This window comes from Bifidobacterium sp. LH_230 (genome assembly GCF_056357555.1).
Genome location: NZ_JBKEWJ010000001.1, coordinates 50,079 through 74,875, shown reverse-complemented (window position 1 = coordinate 74,875; position 24,797 = coordinate 50,079). Strand labels below are relative to the sequence as shown.

17 protein-coding genes, 1 tRNA gene and 2 pseudogenes are annotated in these 24,797 nt (G+C 62.7%); 4 read left to right on the top strand and 16 right to left on the bottom strand.

Annotated elements, in window-relative coordinates; translation table 11 throughout:
* Positions 1-9: 9 nt before the first annotated feature.
* The 9 genes and pseudogenes from AC1A0G_RS00280 to AC1A0G_RS00240 all read right to left on the bottom strand — a co-directional run bounded on the left by AC1A0G_RS00280 (position 10) and on the right by AC1A0G_RS00240 (position 10,754).
* Positions 10-1,140 carry a polysaccharide pyruvyl transferase family protein gene (locus tag AC1A0G_RS00280; protein ID WP_476526658.1) on the bottom strand — a complete coding sequence of 377 codons (1,131 nt, stop codon included), beginning with the start codon at positions 1,138-1,140 and terminating at the stop codon, positions 10-12.
* A gap of 28 nt (positions 1,141-1,168) precedes the next feature.
* A complete protein-coding gene (locus AC1A0G_RS00275; RefSeq protein WP_476526657.1) occupies positions 1,169-1,603 on the bottom strand; it encodes a hypothetical protein in 435 nt (144 codons plus the stop codon).
* Positions 1,604-1,661: 58 nt separating this feature from the next.
* Positions 1,662-2,246: pseudogene (locus AC1A0G_RS00270) on the bottom strand (acyltransferase family protein); the annotation flags it as partial.
* Positions 2,246-3,484, bottom strand: coding sequence for a glycosyltransferase family 4 protein (locus AC1A0G_RS00265; RefSeq protein WP_476526656.1), 1,239 nt, complete (start codon positions 3,482-3,484; stop codon positions 2,246-2,248). The gene AC1A0G_RS00265 and the pseudogene AC1A0G_RS00270, both read right to left, overlap by 1 nt.
* Entirely contained in the window at positions 3,481-4,668 is a 1,188-nt protein-coding gene (locus AC1A0G_RS00260) for a hypothetical protein (RefSeq protein ID WP_476526655.1), read from the bottom strand. The genes AC1A0G_RS00265 and AC1A0G_RS00260 overlap by 4 nt, the downstream gene beginning before the upstream one ends.
* Entirely contained in the window at positions 4,665-6,497 is a 1,833-nt protein-coding gene (locus AC1A0G_RS00255) for a glycosyltransferase (protein ID WP_476526654.1), read from the bottom strand. Before AC1A0G_RS00255 ends, AC1A0G_RS00260 begins: the two co-directional genes overlap by 4 nt.
* Positions 6,494-7,672: a glycosyltransferase gene (locus tag AC1A0G_RS00250; protein WP_476526653.1), complete on the bottom strand. Its 1,179-nt coding sequence runs from the start codon at positions 7,670-7,672 to the stop codon at positions 6,494-6,496. Before AC1A0G_RS00250 ends, AC1A0G_RS00255 begins: the two co-directional genes overlap by 4 nt.
* Positions 7,669-9,120, bottom strand: a complete 1,452-nt coding sequence (locus AC1A0G_RS00245; protein WP_476526652.1) for a tyrosine-protein kinase domain-containing protein — start codon at positions 9,118-9,120, stop codon at positions 7,669-7,671. Before AC1A0G_RS00245 ends, AC1A0G_RS00250 begins: the two co-directional genes overlap by 4 nt.
* Before the next feature lie 77 nt (positions 9,121-9,197).
* Positions 9,198-10,754: a sugar transferase gene (locus AC1A0G_RS00240; protein WP_476526826.1), complete on the bottom strand. Its 1,557-nt coding sequence runs from the start codon at positions 10,752-10,754 to the stop codon at positions 9,198-9,200.
* Between the two features lie 258 nt (positions 10,755-11,012).
* Here AC1A0G_RS00240 and AC1A0G_RS00235 point away from each other — a divergent pair, with 258 nt between their 5' ends.
* The 3 genes from AC1A0G_RS00235 (at position 11,013) to AC1A0G_RS00225 (ending at position 15,565) form a co-directional block, all read left to right on the top strand.
* The gene (locus tag AC1A0G_RS00235) at positions 11,013-12,080 is read left to right on the top strand and encodes a LacI family DNA-binding transcriptional regulator (RefSeq protein WP_476526651.1); all 1,068 of its coding nucleotides are present in this window, start codon (positions 11,013-11,015) and stop codon (positions 12,078-12,080) included.
* A 334-nt stretch (positions 12,081-12,414) separates the two neighbouring features.
* A complete protein-coding gene (locus AC1A0G_RS00230; RefSeq protein WP_476526650.1) occupies positions 12,415-13,749 on the top strand; it encodes an oligosaccharide MFS transporter in 1,335 nt (444 codons plus the stop codon).
* A 241-nt stretch (positions 13,750-13,990) separates the two neighbouring features.
* Entirely contained in the window at positions 13,991-15,565 is a 1,575-nt protein-coding gene (locus AC1A0G_RS00225; RefSeq protein ID WP_476526649.1) for a glycoside hydrolase family 32 protein, read from the top strand.
* A 171-nt stretch (positions 15,566-15,736) separates the two neighbouring features.
* Here the strand turns inward: AC1A0G_RS00225 and AC1A0G_RS00220 are convergent, their stop codons facing one another.
* From AC1A0G_RS00220 to AC1A0G_RS00195, 6 genes and pseudogenes are all read right to left on the bottom strand, one after another.
* Complete coding sequence (locus AC1A0G_RS00220; protein ID WP_476526648.1) at positions 15,737-16,528, bottom strand: isoprenyl transferase; 792 nt, start codon at positions 16,526-16,528, stop codon at positions 15,737-15,739.
* Between the two features lie 290 nt (positions 16,529-16,818).
* Positions 16,819-17,448 (bottom strand): annotated as a pseudogene (gene recO, locus AC1A0G_RS00215) (DNA repair protein RecO); the annotation flags it as partial.
* Positions 17,449-17,864: 416 nt separating this feature from the next.
* The gene (locus tag AC1A0G_RS00210) at positions 17,865-19,547 is read right to left on the bottom strand and encodes an alpha/beta hydrolase family protein (RefSeq protein WP_476526824.1); all 1,683 of its coding nucleotides are present in this window, start codon (positions 19,545-19,547) and stop codon (positions 17,865-17,867) included.
* A gap of 77 nt (positions 19,548-19,624) precedes the next feature.
* On the bottom strand, positions 19,625-20,866 hold the full coding sequence (ispG, locus tag AC1A0G_RS00205) for a flavodoxin-dependent (E)-4-hydroxy-3-methylbut-2-enyl-diphosphate synthase (protein ID WP_476526647.1): 1,242 nt from the start codon (positions 20,864-20,866) through the stop codon (positions 19,625-19,627).
* Positions 20,867-20,938: 72 nt separating this feature from the next.
* Positions 20,939-22,123 (bottom strand): 1-deoxy-D-xylulose-5-phosphate reductoisomerase, encoded by a 1,185-nt coding sequence (gene dxr / locus AC1A0G_RS00200; RefSeq protein ID WP_476526646.1) that lies wholly within the window; start codon positions 22,121-22,123, stop codon positions 20,939-20,941.
* A gap of 62 nt (positions 22,124-22,185) precedes the next feature.
* A complete protein-coding gene (locus AC1A0G_RS00195; protein WP_476526645.1) occupies positions 22,186-23,901 on the bottom strand; it encodes a DivIVA domain-containing protein in 1,716 nt (571 codons plus the stop codon).
* Positions 23,902-24,054: 153 nt separating this feature from the next.
* On the opposite strand from AC1A0G_RS00195, the gene AC1A0G_RS00190 reads away from it, so the two are divergent.
* Positions 24,055-24,128, top strand: a tRNA-Val gene (locus AC1A0G_RS00190).
* Between the two features lie 155 nt (positions 24,129-24,283).
* Here the strand turns inward: AC1A0G_RS00190 and AC1A0G_RS00185 are convergent.
* Positions 24,284-24,700, bottom strand: a complete 417-nt coding sequence (locus AC1A0G_RS00185; RefSeq protein ID WP_214373303.1) for a DUF3052 domain-containing protein — start codon at positions 24,698-24,700, stop codon at positions 24,284-24,286.
* Positions 24,701-24,797 lie beyond the last annotated feature (97 nt).

Sequence of the window (24,797 nt, the reverse complement as noted above, 5' to 3'; positions counted from 1 at the left end):
TTCAATCGTTCAGCTGTTCAACGCCATTTCGAGGAAAACAGCGCAACGCCGGCGTTCGATATCCAGACGCGGACGTACTTCGGCGTAGTCGACAACGGCGTTGCTCCACGCTTCACCCTCGATGAGGTTGCGGTCATCCAGACCGCAGGTGGACAGCAGCGAGCTCATGCGGTCATCCATGTTGACCTTGCCATTATGCTTGCCACGTACCACATGGAACTGCTTTTCGAACAGGATCGAGAACGCGGTGCCATGGAAAGATGCAGTGAGCACGTGCTCGGCGTTCTTGATCAAGCTCAGATAATGGTTTGGCGCGGCGACTTCCAACAAGTGGAAGCCATACTTCTTCAGCCCATACGACTTATTGCCGGTGAACATCACATAGACCGGCAGACCAACGGCTTGGGAGTATCGTTGCACGGCCTTAGCGGCACTGTCGTTCAATTCGATCGAATCGATCGCATAGTAGAAGATGTACGGCTCATCCACCAGTCGGGGCGCGGTGATGTCCGCGTAATCCCGCTGTTCCAGCAACAGAGTCGGGTCGATGACCTGAGTGACCGTCTTGTCGATGATCGGCGTGAGATATTCTTGGGCGGTCTTTTCACGTACGGAAATCGCGGAATAACCGGACAGCAGCCGACGATACCGGTCAGCGAGCGCCTTGTCACCACGCTTGTCAAGGATATGTCCGCCCATGCTGGACGCATACGAGATTTTTGGCTTGTTCTGGATGAACGATAGGAAGTATGCATCGCTGTAATCCCAAGCATCCATGTTCCAGATCTGATCGCTGCCGGAGACGAACACGTCGTATTGACCTTCCAAGTCACCCATCTGCAAGGGATTCTCGTAGAACTTCGGCGTCAGCGACAGTGCCGAATGGATAAGCCGATCGAAGTCGTCATGTCGGCGTTGGATCAACTTGTGGTGGAACAGCGCATAGACGTTCTTCATTACGTCCTTCGGTCCGGACACCTTTTTGTATACGTCATACAGATACTGCTGTCGGGGAGTGGAAAAATCGATGATGTCGCATTTGTATCCGAGATGTTGAATCTTACGCTGTGTGGCGAATGCCTGCAGGAACGAACCGTTGTTATGAGCGGCATGATAGGTGATCAAAGCAGCCGATTTCATATTCTTCCTTTCAAGAATGTTCTACGTTTTATTTGCCAAGTACCGACGGCAAATAGCGATTCATAAGCATGGCGATCGGCCAACAGCAGAGGACGGACAACGTCACGATCAGCAATCCTTGCCACAATTGCGTATACCAGACAGTTGTCCCACTGGAATCAGTGATGCCTAGATAGTCGAACAGATCCGTCCACGCGTGAATCATGACATGGTTCATGGCATAGAATACAAGGGAGTTCTTTCCCAAGTAATCCGACGATTTACGAAGACCGGACCATCCTGGCGAGCGCGATAATGCCACCAATCCTGTCACGACGGCACCAATCCCGAATAGTGCCGCGGGGATATAGAACACGATCCACCCGAATGTGTTTGAGTACACGTCCAGCCACTCTCCGCTGAACGTGACATTGCCCCAGCTCATGACACCACTGCAAATGAACAACAGCGCGCAGATCAGCACACAGGAGGAGGGTATTCCCAAATAGTTCTTTTTCTTCCATGTATGACCAATGACGTTTTGCGATGAATCCTATGACGAAGAAGAACGATCCCGTCAAAGCGGTGTCCAAGCACCATGGAAACGTACGATCGACATAAGTGCCATAACAATAACCGACCAGCGCCGCAAGCGACGCCATTATCAGCATGTGTGTCTGAGATATGCCCGCACGTATGACCCAGTATGCCACAAGCTCGATGATGAACAAGCTCACAAAGAACCAAGGCAAAAACTCGTAAGCCCCGCCTCTCAACTCCACGAAGACACCAATCAGCGTCTTGACGGGAGATATGGGAGTTTCACCATGAATCAAAGACCGTACATACTGGCATATTTTGATAATGCATCCAAAGAAGGCACCGGGAACAATAAGCGTGCGGAATTTACGCCATACGAAGGATCCGAATGACGGGTACCGACGAACGGAGAAGACGAATCCCGAAAGCGCATAGAACAACGGAATATGGAATGCATAAAAGAAGATCAGAGCCGGTTCGGGACATATGGTGTGCCCCCAGAAGACCAGCAATATCGCCAATCCTTTTCCATAATCAACCCAAGCTATTCTCCGCTTGACAGGTCCAGAAACCTCGGCGCTCTGCATTATTCATCTCCTTTCAACAGACATAGCCACTGCAAGACGATGGCATCAAGGTCGAAACGTGTCATTCCATCTTCTGATCGCTCCGCATACCGTGCACGGCGTTCTTCGTCGTCGATCAGCAGGTCGATTCGGTCGGCCATGTCGGAGATGTCGCCGGGAGCGACTAGATCGCCGTTCACGCCGTCGGTCACGATCTCGGCGGGGCCGGTTTCGCAATCGAAGCTGACGATGGGCAGCTTATGGGCCTTGGCTTCAAGCAAAACCATCGGCAGCCCCTCGAAGCGGGAGGTCATGACGAACATGGCGGCTTGACGGTAGTAATCGGCCATGTTGTCGACGCGGCCTTTGAGGATGAGCTGGTTGCCAAGATCGGCCTGCTCGATCTTCTGTTCGAGCATCGGACGGTCTTCGCCCTCGCCGAGAACCAGCCACTGCCAGTCGGGATGTTGCGGCAGTACGCGTGCGGCGACGTCCACCAGCATGTCGAAACCCTTCTGATGGGTGAGTCGGCCGGAGCTGATGATGGTGTGGGAATTGGCCTCGTATACCGGTTCCGGCGTGACTTGCTGCATCGGATTGGGGATAGCGATGACCGGGCACTTGGGATGCGCATTAGTTTCGTACAGCTTCTTATCCGCCTCGGTGAGCGTGACGATGACGTCGGCCTTGCGGGCGGCCCAGCGGCGGGTGAGCTTGCGGTAGGGCACTCCTGGGTTCTGATGGTAGTTGAAATGCTCCCACGAGATGACCTTGACGCCGGTGGAACGCTTGAGCGGCAGCGAGTACATGTCAAGGATGCCGTCGATGTCGACGAGGATATCGATGTGCTGGTCCTTGACGATGCGTTTGAGACGACGGACCGTGTCGAAGTAGTGCTGGATGCCGTGGGTGATGGTCGGGTACACCGTGTATCGGGTGATGCACAGACCGATCGGAAAGAACGGTTCCGAGTTTTCCTCAAATAGGCTGATGAAGCTGACCTTTAAGGCCGGCTGAGTGCACGCTCCCCCAGTCAGCCTATGGCTGACAGCCCGTCCTGCAATTCCGGACGCGCTACGCGCGGCATTGTCTGACTCGCTGTCGCTCGTTCCTCGCCTAACAACACCTCCGGCGTTTTCTTTACGGCTCGGTCCAGCCGAGGGTGCCGAGGATGCTAGGGCATTGGCAAGCATGATGGATACGTTTTCGGTGCCGCCGGAACGGGTGATGTCGCCGGAGAAAAAAGCAACGTGGGTCATGAGTCAAGTCCTTTCACCAGCAGACGTTCCTCCTGAGTGAGCGGTACTTTTTGGTAATTGTTAAGCACCAGCAAATGCAGCACAGGGAATGTGGCGGCCTCATGGCGGGTCCAAGAGCCGAAATCCGGCTCGAAAATGAACGAGCCGAGCACGTAGCCAAGGAACACGCACAGCGCGAGGAACAGCGTCGGCTCGTTGATCTTGTTGATCTGACGCAACAGGTTCACCATGTATGCGGTCACCATGCACTGGAACGCGAAGAACGGCAGATAGTAGGCGCCGCGCATGGCCAGTTCGATCGGGATCATCATGCGGAACGCGTTGATGACGTAATTGACCATGAACAGCGGCAGCCCGTCGCCGGGAATCAGGTTGAGCATCAGCGTTGCCGAATCGGCGCTGTCGCCGAACGCGATATCGTAGCCGGCACGCAAGTCCATGATCTGCTGGTAGTCATCCGGCATGATGCGCTGCGCGGTCACCATCATCGCATAGATCACGGCGAACATCAGCGCAATGATGATCAGCATCGAGCCGATGCCCAGCTGCTGCCGGCTGCGGAAGAACTCAAGGATCACATACACGGCAAGGGTCAGCGCGGCGATGAGAATATAGTATTCGCGGAAGAACGTGCTTTCGTAATACAGTACGCCGCAACTGAGCAGGATCTTGACCAGCGAATTGTTGATCGGCAGCAGCAGCATAACGTACACGGCAAGGAAGAACGAGAACTGGATGATGTCCTTGCCGATCGTGAAGATGTAGATGTTCAGCAGGCCGACGGTAGCGAGGATGAACAGTGATTGCAGGAAATCGGGAGCGTCGGCCCGCAGGATCATCAATACAACCAGCGCGGTGAAGACAATGCCCAAACAGATCGACCAGTCGACCATCGTCTCCAGATCGGCGAAGTTGATGCTGCGGAACAGGTTCGCGGCGATCTCGTAGTTGCCGCCCCATGCGCTGTCGCCAGCCGAGCCGAGCATCATGTTGAGCATGCGGTTGTTGTCGTAGAAATACTTGTCGGGCAGCACATACGCCACCATCACCTTGGCGGCGATCATCACCGGCACGACGAGCGCGAGGAGCGTGTTCTTGTTGCGCAGCTCGAGGGCGAGCTTGCGCTGGCGGCGCTCCGTACGAGTCATGCCGCGAATGGCGGCGGAGGTAACCGTAGCGCTCATCGGCGGCCCGTTCCCGTTCGTGCCGGCGTCACGCTACGCTCCGCCTTGGCGAGTTCGTCTAGATAGAAGCGCTGCAACCACTCGGCATTGGCCACGATATCGAATCCGGCCTTGGTGACCAGTTCCGGCCCCTGTTCGCGCTTGGCCGCATACGCAGCACCGCCGTCAGCCGCGACCACGCCATTGCCGCCGTAATACGTCTCGGCCTGCGTAAGAATGCGCTTCGCCCACTCATCTGGCGTCGCGTCCAGCGATACGACCTGCACGTTGCCGGTGACGTCGCACTGGACCGGCACACGGTCGGAAATCGTGCACGGCAGTCCCGCGGCCTGTGCCTCGATCATGGTGACAGGCAGTCCCTCGAACAGGCTCGGCAGCACGAACGCGTCCATGCCCTGCATGATGCGGCTCACGTCCGAACGCACGCCGAGGAACCGCACCGCGTCGCTCAGACCGAGCCCAGCGACCTTCTCGCGCATGCGGTTCTTCAGTTCGTCGTTCAGCTCGCCGCCGCCGACCAGCCACAGTTCGCTGTTCGGACGGATCTTGTGCAGCGCGGCGAAGATGTCGATGAGGAACTCATGGTTCTTCTGCGGAAAGAACCGACCGACGTGGCCGAGCACAAACGTGTCGTCGGACGTCCCGAGTTCGGCGCGGACCTCACCGGCGACAGTCGGATCGTACCGGTAGAGCGACACGTCGATGGCGTTGCGCTGCTGGATGACGCGGCTGCGGTTCCTGACGCCGAACAGCCAGTCGCCAGCCTCCTCGCCGCATGCGAACATATGCGTCACGTAGCGCGGCAGACGTAGGCGGAAGTATTCGCGGAACACGGATTTCACGTCGAAGCCGACAGGACGGTTGTGCGCGTGGGCGATGCGCACCGGTACGCCGAGCTTCGCGGCCTCACGCAGACCGAAGTAGCTGCGCTCCTCGAGATTTGAGTGGACGATGCGATACTCGGGGTGCGTCTTGAAGAAGGCGCGGATCTCCTTCTTGTACCGGCCGAAGTACTGCGGGTACATCGGGCACATGCGGAACACGCGCCCGCCGAGCGCCTCGATCTCGTCCTCGTAGGCCGCACGATAGTCACGGTTGACGAGGAAATCATAGGTGACCTTGGACCGGTCCATGTGACGCAGGTAGTTCATCATCATGGTCTCCGCGCCGCCACGGTCCATGACGGTGTCGAGCACGAGGACGCGGGTGGGTGCAGCTGATGAAACGGAAGCGGCGGATGCTACGGTTTCGATCGATCCTTCAGCCGGATCCGCTGACTGCTTCTCCCGTACGGTATGCGCGGAAGCAGCCGGCTCGCCGGCCGATTCGACACGCACCGGGTCGATATGCAGCGAGGAGTCCATCCGCACCACGGAATAGGCCGGGATGTCGCCGCTGATGACGCAGCCGGCGCCGATCACGCAGTTGTCGCCGATGGTCGACCCTTTGAGGATCGTCACATTCGAGCCGATCCAGCAATGGTTGCCGATGCGTACCGGAGCCGTGGAATATCCCTGCTCCTTGATCGCAAGGGTCGGATCGGCGAACCGGTGGTTGTGATCGTAGATGCGCACGTTCTCGCCGAAGATCGTCTCGTCGCCGATCTCGATAAGGTCCATCGCGTGCACGGCGCAGTCGTTGTTGAAGAACACGTTGTCGCCGATCACGATGTCACCGGTCTTCCCGTTCCCAGCACGATCGCAGGTCGCCAGGAACCCCCTGCGCACATGGAAGTTACGCCCCCAGCTCAGATGACGTCCATAGGCCAGACGGTACATCAGCTTGAGCAGGAAACCGGTGAAACGATACCAGATTTTGAACAAGATCATCGTTCGGTCTCCTTTCCGGTCATTGCCCTGCCTTCGTAATATGCGCTGATGCGATCCAACATCCGATCCACGGTAAATCGGTCGAGATAGGTCCGCCGCACCTGCTCGGCAGGTAACGGATAGTTGAGAAGATCGACCACCATGCCGGCGCCGGCCTCAACATCTCCCACCGGGAACAGCAGTCCGTTGATCGTCGGCTGCACGATCTCGTCGTTGCCGGCGGTATCGGTCGCCGCGATCGGCACGCCGGCTCGCAGGGCCTCGACCAGCGAATACGGCATGCCCTCGTACAGCGAGGTGAGCAGGTACACGTCGAATGCGGCCACGATGCGTTCGGCGTCCGTGCGATACCCGGTGAAATGCACGCGGTCGGCGATGCCGGCCTCGGCACAGTACTTCCTCATCCGATCCTCGAACGGCCCGTCGCCAACGTACACCGCGTGCACATCGGGCCGCAGTTCCAGCACGCGCCGCACCACGGCCAGCGACGTCATCGGATCCTTCTGCTCGACCAGCCGGGCGGTCACGCCAACGATCGGTGCTTCGGCCGGAACGGCATCCGTCAATCCCAATGAATCCAGCGCCTGCGCGCGTGTAGGCACCGGTTCGTCGGCGATGCCGTTGTACACCACCTCGAACTTCGATGGATCGTCAAGACGCACGTCGAGTGCTGCCTGCCGCTCTCCCGCCGACACGTTGAACGTCATGTCGGTCACCTTGCGGCTCAACCATCGTTCCACGTCGATGAACGCCGTGCGCTTGGCGCCGCCGAACTCCGGTGCCTGGAACGAATACGCGTGCGGCGTGTAGAACACGCGCTTGACGCCGTAACGTCTGCCGCGGCGCAGCACGGCCAGACGGCCGATCACACCGGCCTTGGAGCTGTGGCAGTGCACCACATCCGGACGTACCTCGCGCATCACGCGCGTCACCATACGCAGAGCGCGGCGTTCGTGGTTCGGATTGATCTCGCGCACCAGATCGGCGCAGGGGATCATCCGCGCACGACGGGACATGGCCGGCAGTGCGGCACGATAGTAATCGTCGATGCGGGACGTACCGTAGATCACGGTGACGTCGAATCGGTTCGGATCGAGTCCGTTGACCAGATCGACGACATGGCGGCCGCAGCCGCCCATCGCCTCCTGAATGATCAATACTCGGGTTCGGCTCATGCCAGGGCCTTTCTCGACGTCGATCGCGCGCGACGCGCACCATGATCGTGCTTGTCGCCATAGCCGCCGTAATAGTAGTAGTCGTTGCCTCCCTTGCGAACCTGCATCTGGTTGAACACGCTGCCGACCACCGTCACGTCGATCATGGCGAGCTCCTGCATGGCATCCTTGAGCTGCTTCTTGATGGTGACGCCTTGGCTGGCAACAACCAGCAGACGGGCGCCGTCTTTGGCGAACACGGCGGCGTCGTTGGCCACGCGCAGCGGTGTGGTGTCGACGATCACGTGATCGTACAGGCCGGATACCTCGTCCAGCAGCGTCTTCATGGCGTTGGAGTTGATGAGAATGCTCGGGTTCGTGGTCTGGTCACCGGCCGGCAGGATGTGCAGGTTCGGCTTCCAGTACTGCTGGATGGCGTCGGTGGACTTGACCTGTCCGGTGATCAGATGGCTCAGGCCGACCGCGCCGTTGATGCCGAGGTGACGGGCGACCGAAGGCTTGCGCAGATCGGTGTCGATGAGCAGCACCTTCTCGCCTTGTTCTGCGAGCGCGGCGGCGAGGTTGACGGCGACGGTGGTCTTGCCTTCATGGGCGCCGCTGGAGGTGATGACGATCACGTTGGAGCGGCTGGTACGGTCCGGCGAGATGAACGCGAGGTTCAGCGCGAGTCGGCGGATGCTTTCCGCGGCGTTGCCTGACGGCTCGCTGACCACGACCGGCTTGCTGTCGCGGAACACGGCGTCCTTCATGATCGTGCCCAGCACAGGGGCGGATACGAGGCGCTGCAGGTCGGCCATCTGGCGCAGACGGTTGTCCAGCACGTCCACCAGCAGTCCGGCGCAGGCTGCGGCGACGAGTCCGATGAGCGCCATCTTGAACATGAACGACTTCACGTTCGGCGAGCTCGGAGCAGTAGGCGCGGTCGCTTCCTTGACGACGGACAGGTTGAGGTAGCTGAGCACATAGGTCTTCTCGGACGAGTACGAGTCGTCCGACAGCTGCGTCTTGAGGCTCTCGCCGACCGCGTTCGCGATGGCTGCGGCGCGTGCGGCATCGGTATCGTTCACCGAAATGTTCACGAAGTATGACGAGGTGGTGCTGATGGCGATCTGGCCGCCCAGTGCGGCGACCGACGTGCTGAGTTTCAGATCGTCGATGACCGGCTGCAGCACGGCCGGAGTAGTCACCAGGGTCGGCAGCGTGCCGAGCATGGAGGTCACGTACGTGCTTTCGGTCTGGATCTGGTTGAATCCGGGGCCGGTGGTCGCGTCATCCGATCCGGAACCGCTCACGTTGTGGTTGAAGCTGGCGAACATCTGCGTGGTGGCGGTGTACTGGGGCGTCTGCTGGCTGACGACGGCGAACCCGCCGATCAGGACGACCAGCAGCACCGCGAGTTCCGTGACGAGGTGCTTCTTCAACGTTCCGAGAATATCCGCTATGGTCACTGTGTATTCCTTCGTTATTCTGGGGTCGTATGCGAGAGAAGTGCGAGAGAGTTGCTGGCCGGCACGAACCGGGAGCGTCAGTATGCGCCTTTCTGCGCGAGCACGGCCGACACCGTGCGCAGCATGAGGATGAGGTCGCCGGTGATCGACCAGTCCTGTACGTAGGCGACGTCGAGCCGCTCGCTTTCCTCGGCGGACAGATCGGATCTGCCGGAGACCTGCCAGGGGCCGGTGATGCCGGGTTTGACGAGCATGCGTGTGGCGTAGATCTGGTTGTACCGCGCGTGTTCCTCCGGCAGCGGCGGCCGCGGGCCGACGATCGACATGTCGCCCTTGAGCACGTTGAGGAACTGTGGCAGCTCGTCGATGGAGAACCGCCGGATGAAGCGGCCTACGGGCGTGATGCGCGGGTCGTTCTTCATCTTGAAGATGAAACGGTCCTCCTGACCGGTCTGTCTGGCCAGTTCGGCCTTGAGTTCGTCGGCGTTGACCACCATCGACCGGAATTTGATCATGTCGAACGGTTCGCCGCGCAAGCCGATACGGCGCTGCGTGTAGAAGATCGGCCCGCCGTCCGTGAGCTTGATGGCGATGGCGACGGGCACGGTGACGATGGCCGACATCAGCAGCGCGATGCAGGACAGCAGCACGTCGAACAGCCGTTTGACGATGCGGGTCGCCGCGGAATATTGCGGCAGACGCAACGTGAGGATGGTCGTGTCCTGAATCGATCGGATCTGGGTCTCATGGCCGGCCGCATCGGCCGCGGAAGTGATGAGGGCGATCTCCAACCCCATCGATTCCATGCGCACCGAGAACGTGTTGAACTGGTCTGAGAACCGGTGGAACACGTCGCACACCATCACGGTCTGCACGCCCATGTCGACGAACCGCTCAGCGAGACCGGCGTCACCGTATTCGATCAGCGAGAACCGTCCCTTTCCCGCCGAAAGGTCTTCGAGGTAAGTCATCAGCCGGTTGGTGTCGTGATCGGCTGCGACGCATTCGCCGGCCTCATCCCAGCGCACCGGGCAGATGACGGTCGGGTTGTAGTTGAGCTGCTGCCGCTGCCCGAGGAATCGCAGGGTTTCCATGATGCCCGCGGGCGAACCGACGACCGCCGTGTTATAGGTGAACATGCCGCGGCCGCGCTGCCGCTGGATGAGCGGACGAGCCACCATGCGTCCGATTATCGTGAGCGCCGCGCCCACAGTCACCGTCAGGGTCAGTCCGGTCAGCGAAAGGTTCATATCAAGCAGGAAGCACAGGGCGCACAGGGTCAACCAGCACAACGCCCCCGCTTGGACGATCATCAGGTTGACGCGGTATCCGTCGCCCATCACATGACGGTGATAGATACCCACGACGTTCAGGCAGACCATCCAGATCGAGGCGGAGCAGATCAGGCAGACGGACACCATCACCGGGCGGTCGAGCCGAATCGAATACGCGGGCAGTGTCTCCTGACGCAAGCCCAGCACCAAGAACTCGGCGATCATGAACATCACGGCGTCCACCGTCATCAGCAACGCATTAATCATCGAACGCCAGTGCAGGGTGCTCGACATCCGCTGACGCGACATTGCGCCCAAACGGTCAGCCGTCTGCACCACGGATTCTCGAACCGGTTCCATATAGGACACCACACACCTCCCTCTCATACAACTCGCCCCAGCACAGCCCAAAAAGGGAGGGGCCACTATCAGATTAAGGGAAACCCATCCCGCGCATTCCTCCGGAAAACGCTTTTTTTGAGACCTCGGCGTGTCGCTACCGCGATTTGGCGCTTCTTATGCTATTTTTTCAACGAAATAGTTCTTCATGGAAGCAAAAACGGAAAGCGTTTGCCCAAATGATGTGCCGATACCGCAACGGGTGTATCGTTTGACGGTATGACGACGATGAAGGAGATTGCACTCGAGACGGGCGTGTCCGTGTCCACGGTGTCGCTGGTGCTCAACAACCGCGATCAGGGACGCGTGAAGTCCGAGATCGCGGCGAAGGTGCGCGCCACGGCCCAACGGCTCGGCTACCGGTCGAATCCGCTCGCGCGTTCGCTGCGTACCGGCAAGACGCGCATTCTTGGCTTCATCAGCGAGGAGGTCGCCACCACGCCATACGCGGGCGGCATCATCCTCGGCGCGCAGGACGCGGCCAGTCAGCTCGGCTACATGCTGCTCACGGTGAACACGGACGGCGCGTCGAACGAGAACGACGAGATCGCCACGCTCAAACGCTACGGCGTGGATGGGTTCATGTACGCGAAGATGTCGAACCGGCACATCGATGTGCCGGACACGCTCACCGACTATCCACTGGTTCTGGTGGACGCGACCGACAACAAGGGCGAGTATCCGAGCGTGGAGCCGGATGAGATCCTCATCGCGTACGACGCGACGAAGCGGCTGATCGACGCGGGACGCGAGCGCATCGCATACGTCGGCTGTTCGGAACCGTTGCTTGCGCAGGATCGGCGGTTGACCGGCTACCGTCAGGCGTTGGAGGATGCGGGGCGCACGTTCGACGAGTCGCTGGTCGCGAACGTGCTCAACAACGGACCCGCGCTGCGTGCGGTGAGTGATCTGTTCGACCGGGCGAGGCCGGACGGCGTGTTCTGCTTCAACGACGCGCGCGCCTGGTACGTGTACGAGTGCGCGGCTCGGCGAGGACTCGAGATCGGGCGCGACGTGTCGGTGGTCGGCGTGGACAACCACCGCGTGCTGGCGGAGACGCTCTCGCCGCAGCTGACGACGGTGGCGCTGCCGCATTACGAGATGGGATACTGGGCCGCGTTGAAGCTGGTGTCGCTGATTGAGCCGAAGCGTGATCTGAGTTCGTTCGCCCGACCGCAGACGACGGCTGCGATCCCGCCGCTCGACGCACCGATTCCGGCGAAGATCCACTGCACGCTGATCGAGAAGGAGTCGGTGCGGGGCGACCAGGCCCATGCGATCGACTAAGACCTGCATTCACACCCCGTGGCGGTTCGTTCACCCCATCCAAGGCGGCGAACGAACCGCCACGCACCATCGGAGACCCACTGCACCAATGCCGGAACCGCCGCGATCCCCGCTTGCTGAATCACTGTTAACGTTACCCAAACGTCAATCGATTGACTCGACACGCCGATATTTGTCAATCGATTGACGTAAATCGATTGACGCTTTATACTCAAATCACGATTCCTCGCAAGGGCACGGCAGCTCGGAGAGAAATCCCCATAACCACAACACACAGCACAACATCAAACAGAGACGGCCGCATGGCAGCGGCCGCGAGAGAAAAGGGAATGCAATGGCAGCAGGCAAGACCGCAGCATGGAAGAATCCTTCCTACCTGCAAAGCTCCTTCGGCATCTTCATGTTCTTCTGCTCATGGGGCGTCTGGTGGTCCTTCTTCCGTATCTGGCTGGAATCGCTTCAGCTGAACGACACCGAGATCGGCACCATCTACGCCATCAACTCCACCGCGACCATGATCATCATGTTCGCATATGGCGCGATCCAGGATCAGCTCGGCATCAAGCGCAACCTCGTGATCGTCACCTCCGTCATCGCCGCGCTGGTCGGCCCGTTCGTCCAGTTCGTCTACCATCCGATGATCGCCGCCGGTGGCTCCATCCGCTGGGTCGGCGCGCTCATCGGCTCCATCGTGCTGTCGGCCGGCTTCATGGCCGCATGCTCGCTGCTTGAGGCCGTCACCGAACGCTACTCGCGCAAGTTCAACTTCGAATACGGCCAGTCACGCGCTTGGGGCTCCTTCGGCTACGCGATCGTCGCCCTGTGCGCCGGCTTCATGTTCAACATCAACCCGATGATCAACTTCTGGGTCGGCTCCATCTGCGGCCTGATCATGCTCGGCGTCTACGCCTTCTGGGTTCCGGCCGAGCAGAAGGACGAACTCAAGAAGGCCACCGATCCGAAGGCCGAGAAGTCCGGCCCGACGTTCAAGGAGATGGTGGACGTGCTCGGCATGCCGACCCTGTGGGTGCTCATCGTCTTCATGCTGTTCACCAACACCTTCTACGTCGTGTTCGACCAGCAGATGTTCCCGGTCTACTACGCCGGCCTGTTCCCCACCGCCGCCATCGGCAACGCGACCTACGGCACGCTCAACGGCTTCCAGGTGTTCCTCGAGTCCGCGATGATGGGCGTCGTGCCGATCATCATGAAAAAGATCGGCGTGCGCAACTCCCTGCTGCTCGGCGCGACCGTCATGTTCCTGCGCATCGGCCTGTGCGGCGTGTTCCACGATCCGGTCACCGTCTCTATCGTCAAGCTGTTCCACTCCATCGAGGTGCCGCTGTTCTGCCTGCCGGCGTTCCGCTACTTCACCCTGCACTTCGACACCAAGCTGTCGGCCACGCTGTACATGGTCGGCTTCCAGATCGCCTCGCAGGTCGGCCAGATCGTCTTCTCCACGCCGTTGGGCTGGTTCCACGGCCAGATGAAGGAGCTGCTGCCGAACAACGACATGGGCTCGCGCGTCACCTTCTGGGTCATCTCCGCGATCGTGCTCGCGGCGCTGATCTACGGCTTCTTCATCATCAAGAAGGACGATCAGGAGGTCGGCGGCGACCCGTTCTACACCGACAAGCAGCTGCGTCAGATGGAAGCGGCTAAGGCCTGATCCTCTCCCCCTCCTCATCCACTGATCTGACCGAACCCGACCAGGTTCCTGCGTGGCGAGTCTCCACCTGCGACACGCCACGCAGCCGGACGGCACCAGCCAGCACGGCGGATCGACATCATCGTGGTGCCCGGCGGCGTTTTCCCCTTTTTTCGCTCCGGGCACCCTTTCTCGCATATTCCGTATCTCGGCATTCACCATCCGCACCTCACCATCACATACTTCAGAAAGGAACTCAACGATGAGCGCAACCCCCATCCTCACCCCGATCGCCGACCACGACGCCGAACTCGCCAAGGCCGAAGCCGGCGTCGCCAAGCTCGCCGCCACCCGCAACGACCGCTGGTACCCGAAGTTCCACATCGCCTCGAACGGCGGCTGGATCAACGACCCGAACGGCCTGTGCTACTACCAAGGCCGCTGGCACGTCTTCTACCAGCTGCACCCGTACGGCACCCAGTGGGGCCCGATGCACTGGGGCCACGTCTCCTCCGCCGACATGGTGACCTGGCGCCGCGAGCCGATCGCGTTCGCCCCGAGCCTCGAGCAGGAGAAGAACGGCGTGTTCTCCGGCGGCGCGGTCATCGGCGACGACGGCAAGGTCAAGTTCTTCTACACCGGCCACCGCTGGGCCAACGGCGTGGACAACACCGGCGGCGAATGGCAGGTGCAGATGCTCGCCGAGCCGGACGACGACACGCTCACGCACATCACCAAGCGCGGCATGGTGGTCGACTGCCCGCGCGAGCAGGTCCACTGGCACTTCCGCGATCCGAAGGTCTGGAAGACCGCCGGCAAGTGGTGGATGACGTTCGGCGTTTCCTCCGCCGAGCAGCGCGGCCAGATGTGGCTGTACTCCTCCAGCGACATGGTCGACTGGACGTTCGAGACCGTCTTGTTCCAGCATCCGGACCCGGACGTGTTCATGCTCGAATGCCCCGACTTCTTCCCGATCCGCGACGCCGAAGGCAACGAGAAGTGGGTCATCGGCTACTCGGCGATGGGCGCGAAGAAGCATGGTTTCGACAGCCACAGCACGTCAGCCGCCGGCTACCAAATCGGCTCGTGGACGCCGGGCGAGGCGTTCGTGCCGGAAACCGAGTTCCGTCTGTGGGACTGCGGCCACAACTACTACGCGCCGCAGTCGTTCAATACCGCCGCCGGCGATACCGAGGCGCCAGGCCGTGACGGCCGGCAGATCATGTACGGCTGGATGAGCCCGTTCATCCAGCCGATCCCGATGGAGGACGACGGCTGGTGCGGCCAGCTCACGCTCCCCCGCGAGATCACGCTCGGCTCGCGTTGCGGCGACATCCACACCGCGCCGGCTGCCGAGATCGAGGGACTTCGCGAAGACACGATCGACTTCGGTGCGATCGAACTCGAGCAGGACGGCGAGAAGGTGTTGCTGGACGATGCCGAGGCCGTGGAGATCGAGATGACGATCGACTTGGACGCCTCGAGTGCCGAGCGTGCGGGCCTGCGCGTGCATGCGACCGAGGATGGCGCATACACGGCGATCGGCTTCGATGAGCAGATCGGCCGCGTGGTGGTCGACCGCGGCGCGATGAAGCACGGCGACCGCGGCTACCGTGCCGCACCGCTCGATGCGGACGAGCTGACCGGCAAGCTGGAGCTGCGCGTGTTCGTGGACCGCGGCTCGGTCGAGGTGTATGTGAACCACGGTCATCAGGTGCTGAGCTCCTACTCCTACGCGTCCGACGGCCCGCGCGCCGTCAAGCTGGTGGCCGAGTCCGGGTCGCTGAAGGTCGACAGCCTCAAGATCCACCACCTCAAGTCCATCGGACTGGAGTAGGCACGAACCCAACACCGCACGGGGAGCGTGACCGGGAGCGGGGCCGCAATAAACCAACGAGCTTCAAAACCCTTATTTACCAATGGTTTTGAAGCTCGTCCCATGTTGCGACCCCGCTCCCGGTCACGCTCCGCGTCATAAATACGGTAAGGATGTGGGAGTCGAGGGGCGTTACTTGGTCACGCCGCCGAAGCGACGGTCGCGGTGGACATAGTGGTCGATGGAGCGCCACAGGACCTGACGGCCGCAGTCGGGGAACAGCTCGGGCACGAAGTCCAACTCGGCGTAGGCGGCCTGCCACGGCAGGAAGTTGGACGTGCGCTGCTCGCCGGAGGTGCGGATCACCAGATCGCAGTCGGGTACGTCGGGCAGATAGAGGTGATCGGCGATCATCTTCTCGGTGACGCGGTCGCCGGAGATGCGGCCGTCGCGCACCTCACGGGCGATCGCCGCGCACGCGTCCGCGATCTCGGCCCGGCCGCCGTAGTTGATGCAGAATATCACGTCGATCGTCTTGTTGTTCTTGGTGCGCTCCTGCGCCACCTCAAGCTCGTCGATCACCGACTTCCACAGCTTCGGACGGCGGCCCGACCAGCGCACGCGCACGCCCCACTCGTCCATCTGCGCCACGCGGCGGTGGATGATCTCACGCGAGAAGCCCATCAGGAAGCGCACCTCCTGCGGGGAGCGCTTCCAGTTCTCGGTCGAGAACGTGTACAGCGACAGGTAGCGCACGCCCGCCTCGATCGCGCCGGCGATCGTGTCGAACACCACCGGCTCAGCGGCCTGATGCCCGTTGGTGCGGATCATGCCGCGCTGCTTGGCCCACCGGCCGTTGCCGTCCATGATCACGCCCACATGGCGGGGCACCTTGTTCTTCGGGAAATCGGGGATGATGGACGGGTCGGAAAAAGGCGCCGCCGGAATGTCAAGCGACGTGTAGTCGACGTTCTCAAAAGCCATAGACGCTAATCTAGCAAGCGCAGTGAACGAATGGGCCGTTCCATGTAGTACTCACTCCACTCCTCCACGAGGCGGCGCGTGGCCGGCAGCAGCGCACCGTTGACCGAGCCGCCGCCCGCACCGGGAACGTGACTGGGAGCGCTCCCGGTCACAATTTCGGTCGGACCGGTGGGGCGGGACGGACCAGTCGAACCGACGTTCGCGCTCCCGTTCACGCTCCCGGTCATGATTTCGGTGGGGACTGTCGAGCCGGTTGGAATGCTCACGCCAGCCGCGCCGACCGCACCGCCGGCGTCCAGCACCGTCCAGTCCCCGTGCGCCAGCGCCGCGAACTGCCGCAGCACCGCCGGTTCGACCCGGTGTGCGTCCGGCGTATGGTCGGCCGCACACATCACGCCGCCCGACGCCACGGACAGGTACGCCGGCGCACCCACAGGCTCCCCGCACACCACGCAACTGGCGAGCCGCGGCATCCATCCGGCCACCGAGAGCGCACGCAGCACGTACGAATCGCCGATCATGGCCGGCGCGTGCGCATGTCTGGCAAGCGCGTGCAGCGCCCCGATGAGCAGCTGGTATTGCGCGGGCGTGCGTTCGTGTTCGGCGGAGACGAGTTTGTCGGCGGTTTCGACGATGACGCCGGCGGCCACGTACGCGTCGTAGTCGGCGCAGATCGGCGCGGCGTAGGCGGCGATGGAATCGGCCTGGGAGACGACGTCGAGGGAACGGCCGGTGGCGATGAGCACGTCGACGCGCATGAACGGTTCGAGTCGGCTGCCGAAGCGGTTTTTGACCTTGCGCACGCCTTTGGCGACGGCACGGATCTTGCCGTGGCCGCGCGTGAGCATGGTGATGATGCGGTCGGCCTCGCCAAGTTTGGCGGTGCGCAGCACGACGGCCTCGTCGCGGTACAGCGGCATGTGAACGGCTCCTTTCTGCGCTTCTCGATACGCGGCCCGGTACTGTGCCAATCGTAGTGTGACCGTTTTTATTATGCTCCCCTGAAGGAGCTGCCACCCCAGTGCCGTAATCGTGTCCGCCCGGTTGGGTTTGCTCCCCCTGAAGGGGGAGCTGTCAGCGAAGCTGACTGAGGGGGTGACATGCTCAACCCGTCAAGTCCAAACAAGCACTAGTGACTTTGTCAAGCTTAACGTGATGTGGTTGACGCTCTCTCAGTCAGCCTGTGGCTGACAGCGTCCTGCAATTGCGGACGGCCTACGGCCGCGCTCTGCTGGCTCGCTGTCGCTCGCACCTCGCCTACAAACGCCTCCGGCGTTTGCTTCACGGCTCGACCCTCGACCGAGGGAGCCAAGAATACCATTGGTCCGTCAAAGCACTAGTACACGAACAAACCCCAGAACGCGAAGAACAACAGTATATGCAGCATCGCCGAGACGGTGGCCCAGAACAGCACGCGCCCGAGCCTGGTGGAGGCGAGCACCGGTTCGCGTCCGGTCACCACCGCGCGGATGGAGCCGGACCGCGGCGGCCATTGCAGGATGCCGCGCGACGCCGCGACCTCGATGAGCCGCGCGAACACGCCGCTCCACGCCCACACCACGAGCGTGCACACGATCTGGATGACCGGCCAGCTCCAGCGCATGATGCCCGGATCGTCGCCCGGCGCACTGCCCCATGCGAGCCGCACCACGCCCATGATCACCTGTCCCAGTCCGGCCGCGAACAGCAGCAGCGTCGCCACGGTGGTCAGCGTGAGCGTCAGCAGCGCGTGACCGAATCCGTGCGCGAATCCCAGCACGTTACGTCGCCCCCGCAGCCGTCCGCGAATCGAATATCCCGCCGCGACCACGGACACGACCATCGCGACCAGCAGCGTCACGGCCATCGAAGCGTGCAACAGCAGTCCGTACACGGTCAGTCCGCGCCGCGCGACCGGATCGTCGGGCACGGCGATCGACTGGTACAGCGAATCGCCGGCGACCCGCTCGCTGGTCTGCGTGAGCCCGGCCACGGTTCCGGCCGCCCAGTCGACGACGTCGCGCGTGTACGCGTCGGCGAACGGCGTGCCGGCCTCTTCGTCGCTGCCCAACCGCATCACATGGTTGGCGATCGGGTACGTGCGCACCGTCACGTCCGCGTTGCCGGCGGCCCGCGCGAGATCGAGGATCGTCTCGGTGCCGCTGACCTGCGCGGTCATCACGTCCTTCGACCCGTACGCGACGAACGTCGGTATCGCATAGGCCGCCGGGTTCGGGATGTCCGCGAGGTCGAAGTTGGTCAGGCCGAGCAGGGCCGTGTCGAAACTGAACACGCGGTGCACGATCGACTGGTAGCCGGCGTTCGCGCCGACGAGCGTGAAGTCCTGTGCGGCGAGGAATCCGAGCGACTGGCGCGGCGTGAACACCATCGGGCTCAAGAGGATCTGGAACGCGATGTCCCGGTCCTGTTGCAGCAGGTACGAGGAGATCCACGTCGATTCGCTGGTCGCGTAGATGCCGACGTTCGACTCATCCACGTTCGGCAAGTCGCGCAGAATGCCGATGGCCTGATCGTAGGCGGCCGCGGAGGCCGGGTAGTCGCGCGTGATGTCGTTGGTCGACCAGACCGGTTTGTCGATGACGGCGGTGACGAATCCGGCGGAGGCCATGTCGGTGGCGATGTCGCCGAACGAGTCGTCCGGCGTGCCGCCGTGACCCGCACCGTGCATGAAGACGACGGCGGGCAGATCGTGCGTTGCGGTGGAACCGGTCGCAGTGTCTGCGGTCGCACTGGCAGAATCGTCGGCGGTGACGTTCGGCTCGCGGATCAGCATGCGGATGTGCTGCGTCTCGCCGGTGGACGGCTGCGTCGCGTCGAAATACACGGTGCGTTCGGTGACGTCGAAGTCGCCGACCTGATGCAGGGCGACATGCCGCGGATTGCTGAACGTGACGGCCGTGCTGGCGTCGAGCGAGGCGATCCTCTGGCCGGTCGGCTCGTTGCTCCACGGGACGGTGGTCGCGTTCGAGACGTAGACGAGTATGCCGATCAGCATGATGAAGATCGGCAGACGCAGCATGAGCCGTCGTCCGCGGCTCCACTGCTGCGGCGACGGCCCATGCGACGATTCGACGGCGTCCTGCTGATCCGGTGTCGTCATGCGGCGCGGTTCGGATGCTGGATCGGCACGACGACCGGACCGGTGGAGCCGGCCGGCACCTTGCCGTCGGCCTCCATCTGCGCGGCGATGTCGTTGGCGATGGAGAGCAGCGTCTCGACGATCTGGTCCTCGGGCACGGTTTTGACGACCTTGCCCTTGATGAAGATCTGTCCCTTGCCGTTGCCGGACGCCACGCCGAGATCGGCCTCGCGCGCCTCGCCCGGGCCGTTGACGATGCAGCCCATGACGGCCACGCGGATCGGCGCGGTGATGTTCTTCAGACCTTCGGTCACGGCGGAGGCGAGCTGGATCACGTCCACCTGGGCGCGGCCGCAGCTCGGGCAGGAGATGATGTCGAACTTGCGCGGGCGCAGTCCCATGTATTCGAGCAGCTTGCAGCCGACCTTCACCTCTTCGACCGGCGGCGCGGACAGCGACACGCGGATCGTGTCGCCGATGCCTTCGGCCAGCAGCGCGCCGAATGCGAGACACGACTTGATGGTGCCCTGCCATGCCGGGCCGGCCTCGGTGACGCCCAGGTGCAGCGGCCAATCGCCCTTCGAGGCGAGCAGACGGTAGGTCTCGACCATCGTGATCACGTCGTGGTGTTTGACGGAGATCTTGAAATCGTGGAAGCCGACGTCCTCGAACATGCGCGCCTCCTTGAGCGCGGACGCCACGAGCGCCTCCGGGGTGGGGCCGCCGTACTTGGCATACAGGTCCTTGTCGAGCGAGCCGGCGTTCACGCCGATGCGCAGGGAGATGCCCGCGTCGGTCGCGGCCTTGCAGATGTCGGGGCCGACCTGGTCGAACTTGCGGATGTTGCCCGGGTTGACGCGCACGGCCGCGCAACCCGCGTCGATGGCCTGGAACACGTACTTGGACTGGAAGTGGATGTCGGCGATGACCGGGATCGGCGACTTGCGCACGATCTCGGGCAGCGCGTCCGCATCGTCCTGACTGGGCACGGCGACGCGCACGATGTCGCAGCCGGCGGCGGTCAGTTCGGCGATCTGCTGGAGCGTGGCGCCGACGTTCGCGGTGAGCGTGTTGGTCATCGACTGCACGGAGATGGGCGCGCCGCCGCCGACCGGCACGGGGCCGACCATGATGCGACGCGACTTGCGGCGCGGGTGCAGCGGCGACTCGCTGGTCAGCTCGACCGGGTCGCCGGTTTTGCGGAACGGCTTGCTGACGGGCGGCTGAAGACTTGCGGCTTCGGTATTCGAAGGATTCATGTTCTGGTCTGTTCCCTACGTGGCATAGTTACGGGCCGGCGGCAACCGCACGGCCCGTATTCGCGATATCGACTACTGCTTGTTTATCAGATCGTCCGCACGATGGCGGGCTTCCAGCTCGAGTTGGCTCATTTCCTCCACGGATTCGAACAGCGGGGCGCCGCGCAGCTCGGCATCCATCTCGTCGAGCACCTCCTTGACGGTGTCGACGATGCCGAGGTACGGCAGCCGATGCTCGAGGAACGCGTGCACGGCCTGTTCGTTGGCCGCGTTGAGCACCGCCGTATGCTTTTCGGACGCCTTGAGGCAGTGGCGGGCCAGCGAGACGGCCGGGAACGCCTCGTCGTCCAGCGGCTCGAACGTCCAGCTGGCGGCCTTCGTCCAGTCGCAGGCGGCCGCGACGTTGTCGAGACGGTCCGGCGCGGACAGGCCGAGCGCGATCGGCAGACGCATATCCGGCGGCGACGCCTGGCAGATCGTCGCGCCGTCGCAGAACTCGACCATCGAATGCACGATGGACTGCGGATGCACGGTCACGTCGATGCGGTCCGGCGTGATGTCGAACAGTCGGCTCGCCTCGATGACCTCGAGGCCCTTGTTCATCAGCGTGGACGAGTTGATGGTGACGACCGGTCCCATGTGCCAAGTCGGGTGGTTGAGCGCCTGTTCGGGCGTGATGCCGGTCATGTCGGAGCGTTTCCAGCCTCGGAACGGGCCGCCTGACGCGGTGACGACGAGCTTGCTGACCTCGCCGTGCGTGCCGGCGCGCAGCGACTGCCAGATCGCGGAATGTTCGGAATCGACCGGGTTGATCTGGTTGTCGCGCGTCTGCGAGCTGAACAGCAGATGGCCTCCGGCGACGACCGATTCCTTGTTCGCCAGCGCGAGCTGCGAGCCGGCCTTGAGCGCCGCGATCGACGGTTCGAGGCCGATCGAGCCGGTGATGCCGTTGAGCACCACGCCCGCGCCGCATCCGGCGAGTCCGATGACCGCGTCGAATCCGGCCTGCACGCTCGTGTAGGTGGCTCCGAGCCGGTCCAGCGCCTCGCGCAGCGGCTTGGCCGCGTTCTTGTCGGATACGGCGACCTGCGGCACATGGAACGTCGCGGCCTGCTGTGCCAGCAGCTCCACGTGGGAGCCGCCCGCGGCGAGGCCGGTGACGGCGAACCGTTCCGGGTGACGGGAGATGACGTCCAAGCCTTGGGTGCCGATGGACCCGGTGGAACCGAGAATGACGACCGATACCTGTTGCTTCACTGTGCGTTCCTCTGTTGGTTGGTGAGGGGTTGCGAAAGTCGTGGATGATGCCTTACTGCCAGTCACTGCTTGTCGTCGTCGCCGTACAGCGACGGGAACGACAGGTCGGGGATGTCCGTGTCGGTCTGCGGGAAGATCGACGGGAACACCGTGGTGCTCGTGTCCTTCGGCTGCACGGGCTGCACGACCGGCGGCTGCTTGGCCGGTGCGGCTGCCGGAGTGGGCTCGGACTGCGCCGGTGCGACGGGAGCCGGCTGGGTGGCGGCATGCGCGTGATGGCGGCTGACCGGCTGTTCGGGAGCGAACGATGGCGGCACGTCGGAACCTGCGTGTGCGGCGGTCTGATCGGCCGCAGGAGAGGACGACTGTGCCGGTGCCGTGGCGGTCGGCGTTGCGGGAGCCGGCTGGAACGGCTCGACCTGCTGCGGTGCCGACTGGCTGACGCGGCCGCGCGATGCGGTATGCACCGGCTTGGATGCGGGCGCGAACGACGCCGGCATGTCCGACGGTGCCGGCGCGGCGGCCGGCTGCGGCGCGGGCTGCGATGCGCCGGTCGGTTCCGCCGGGGAGGGCGCGGCGGCGGCCGGCTTGTGCGAGACCGGTTCCGGTTCCGCATGGGTTGCACCGACGGTGACTTCCGGCACGCTCGGCGTGGTCAGGCTCGGCATGTGCGGCTGGAAAATGCTTGGCGCATCGGCCTTCTCCTGCGTGCTTTCGGCCAGATGGGCGAGTTCGGCAAGCGACGGATCGGCGTTGCGCAGGAAGTCGGCGGACACATTCGTGCCATTGTCCGCCGGCTGGCTTGCGGGAGCCGGGACCGGGGCCGCCTCATGCGTCGCGCTCTCGGACGGCTCGGCCGATGCCGCCGGCGAGACCGGAGCGGCGGGAACCGCGGGCTGCGGTGCGGGTGCCGCGACTGCGGCGACCGGCGCGGCAAAGATCGCCTGCTCCGCCTTGTGCAGCGCGTCGAAGGATTCGCTGGATGACGCGCCTTCCGAAGGCTGTTCATCGGATGCCGACGATGCGGCCGCCGCCGGCGCTGCCGTGCTCGCGGCCGGGAACAGCGGAGCGACCGCGGCGGCCGGCTGTGCCGCAGCGGCGGACGGTTCGGATGACGAATCGGCGTTGCCGCCGTTCATCAGATCGGACACGCGATCGAACGATTCGAGTCGGCTGAGCAGCTGGACGCACGCGTTCAGATAGTAGTCGACCTGCCGTTCGTCGTATCCGCGCGCGCCCTTGCGCTGCGTGAAGATCGCGTTGCTCACCGACGCCGCGGTCACGTTCGCCAGTTCGGCGGCCGCGGCCTTGTCGGCACCGTCTACACCCAACTCGGCCGCGGCCTTGTCGATGATGTCGTCGATCAGCTGGTCGACCTGCTTGCGATCATATGACGGCTGCTTCTTCTTGCCGTCCTGAAAACGCGCGCGTTCGGCGCGATCCGCATGCTGGGCGATCTGACGATACAGCTGTTCGGTCTGCGCGCGCCACGCGACGCGGCCCTGATCGGAGATCTGCGCGGCGGTCTGCTTGTCCACGACGGCACGTTCGAGCCGCGACAATGCGGCGTCGACCTGCGCGATATCGTAGCCGCCCTTGGCCAGATCGAAGGAAACGTCTTGGATATCCTTCTGCGTCAGCGTCTGCTCGTCGCTTTCGTACAGCGCATGGGCGCGGTTCAGGAACGCGTCGACCTGCCCGGTGTCGTATCCCAACTTACGATTCGAGGCACGGGCAATAGACGACCCACCGCGTTCCGCTTCAGCTTCCTGCGCCATCGGATATCAACCTCCTCACGGATAACATGCTCTGCATGCAACTGTACGTTGCGCTTGAGACGCCGCACCACACGCCTTGCATCCCAGCGCCGGACGCCCGGCTGGACCACGCCGTGTCGCGCGGTCCAGCCGCATGATACAGTAGTGCAACGCGGGCGATTAGCTCAGTCGGCTAGAGCGCCACCTTTACACGGTGGATGTCGGGGGTTCGAGCCCCTCATCGCCCACACTCGCAAGGCCTTGGAATCATGAAGTTTCCGAGGCCTTCGTCATACGGAACCCAGAACTGTGGGCACTTCTTGGGCACGCAACAGGCTCATGCGGCCGCATACAAGAAGTGGAGACGGTCTTGCGGTCGTCTCCACATGATGTCCGAAGTCTGTCAGCGGCCCTTGCCGAAGGCGCGCAGATGGATGCCGTTCCAGTCCTTGCTGATGGTCAGCGGCGTGGCGGCGTTCATGCCGGCGGTCTTCGCCGCGGACTGCACGGTGCTGGAGCTTGCCGCGCCCGGGCGTCCCGGCTTGGGGGTGAGCACCCACAGCGGGCCATCATCGCCGAGCACCGCGTAGGCATCCACGATCGTGTCGGACAGCTCGTCTTCGTCGTCGCCGTCGCGCCACCAGATGATCACGCCGTCCACGGCGGAATCGTAATCCTCGTCGACCAGATCCTCACCGGTCAGGTCTTCGATCTTGGCGCGGATCGAATCGTCCACGTCCTCGTCCCACATCCACTCCTGGACAATGTCGCCCTTGTGGAAACCGAACTCTTCAGCGTTATCAGATGCCGTTTGATTCACGGGACATACATTAGCAAACCTCGGGGAACAGCCACGTTAACACGCGCGGCGCGTCTCACCAAACGGTCATGCGACGCGGCCCGACACGCGGCCGGAC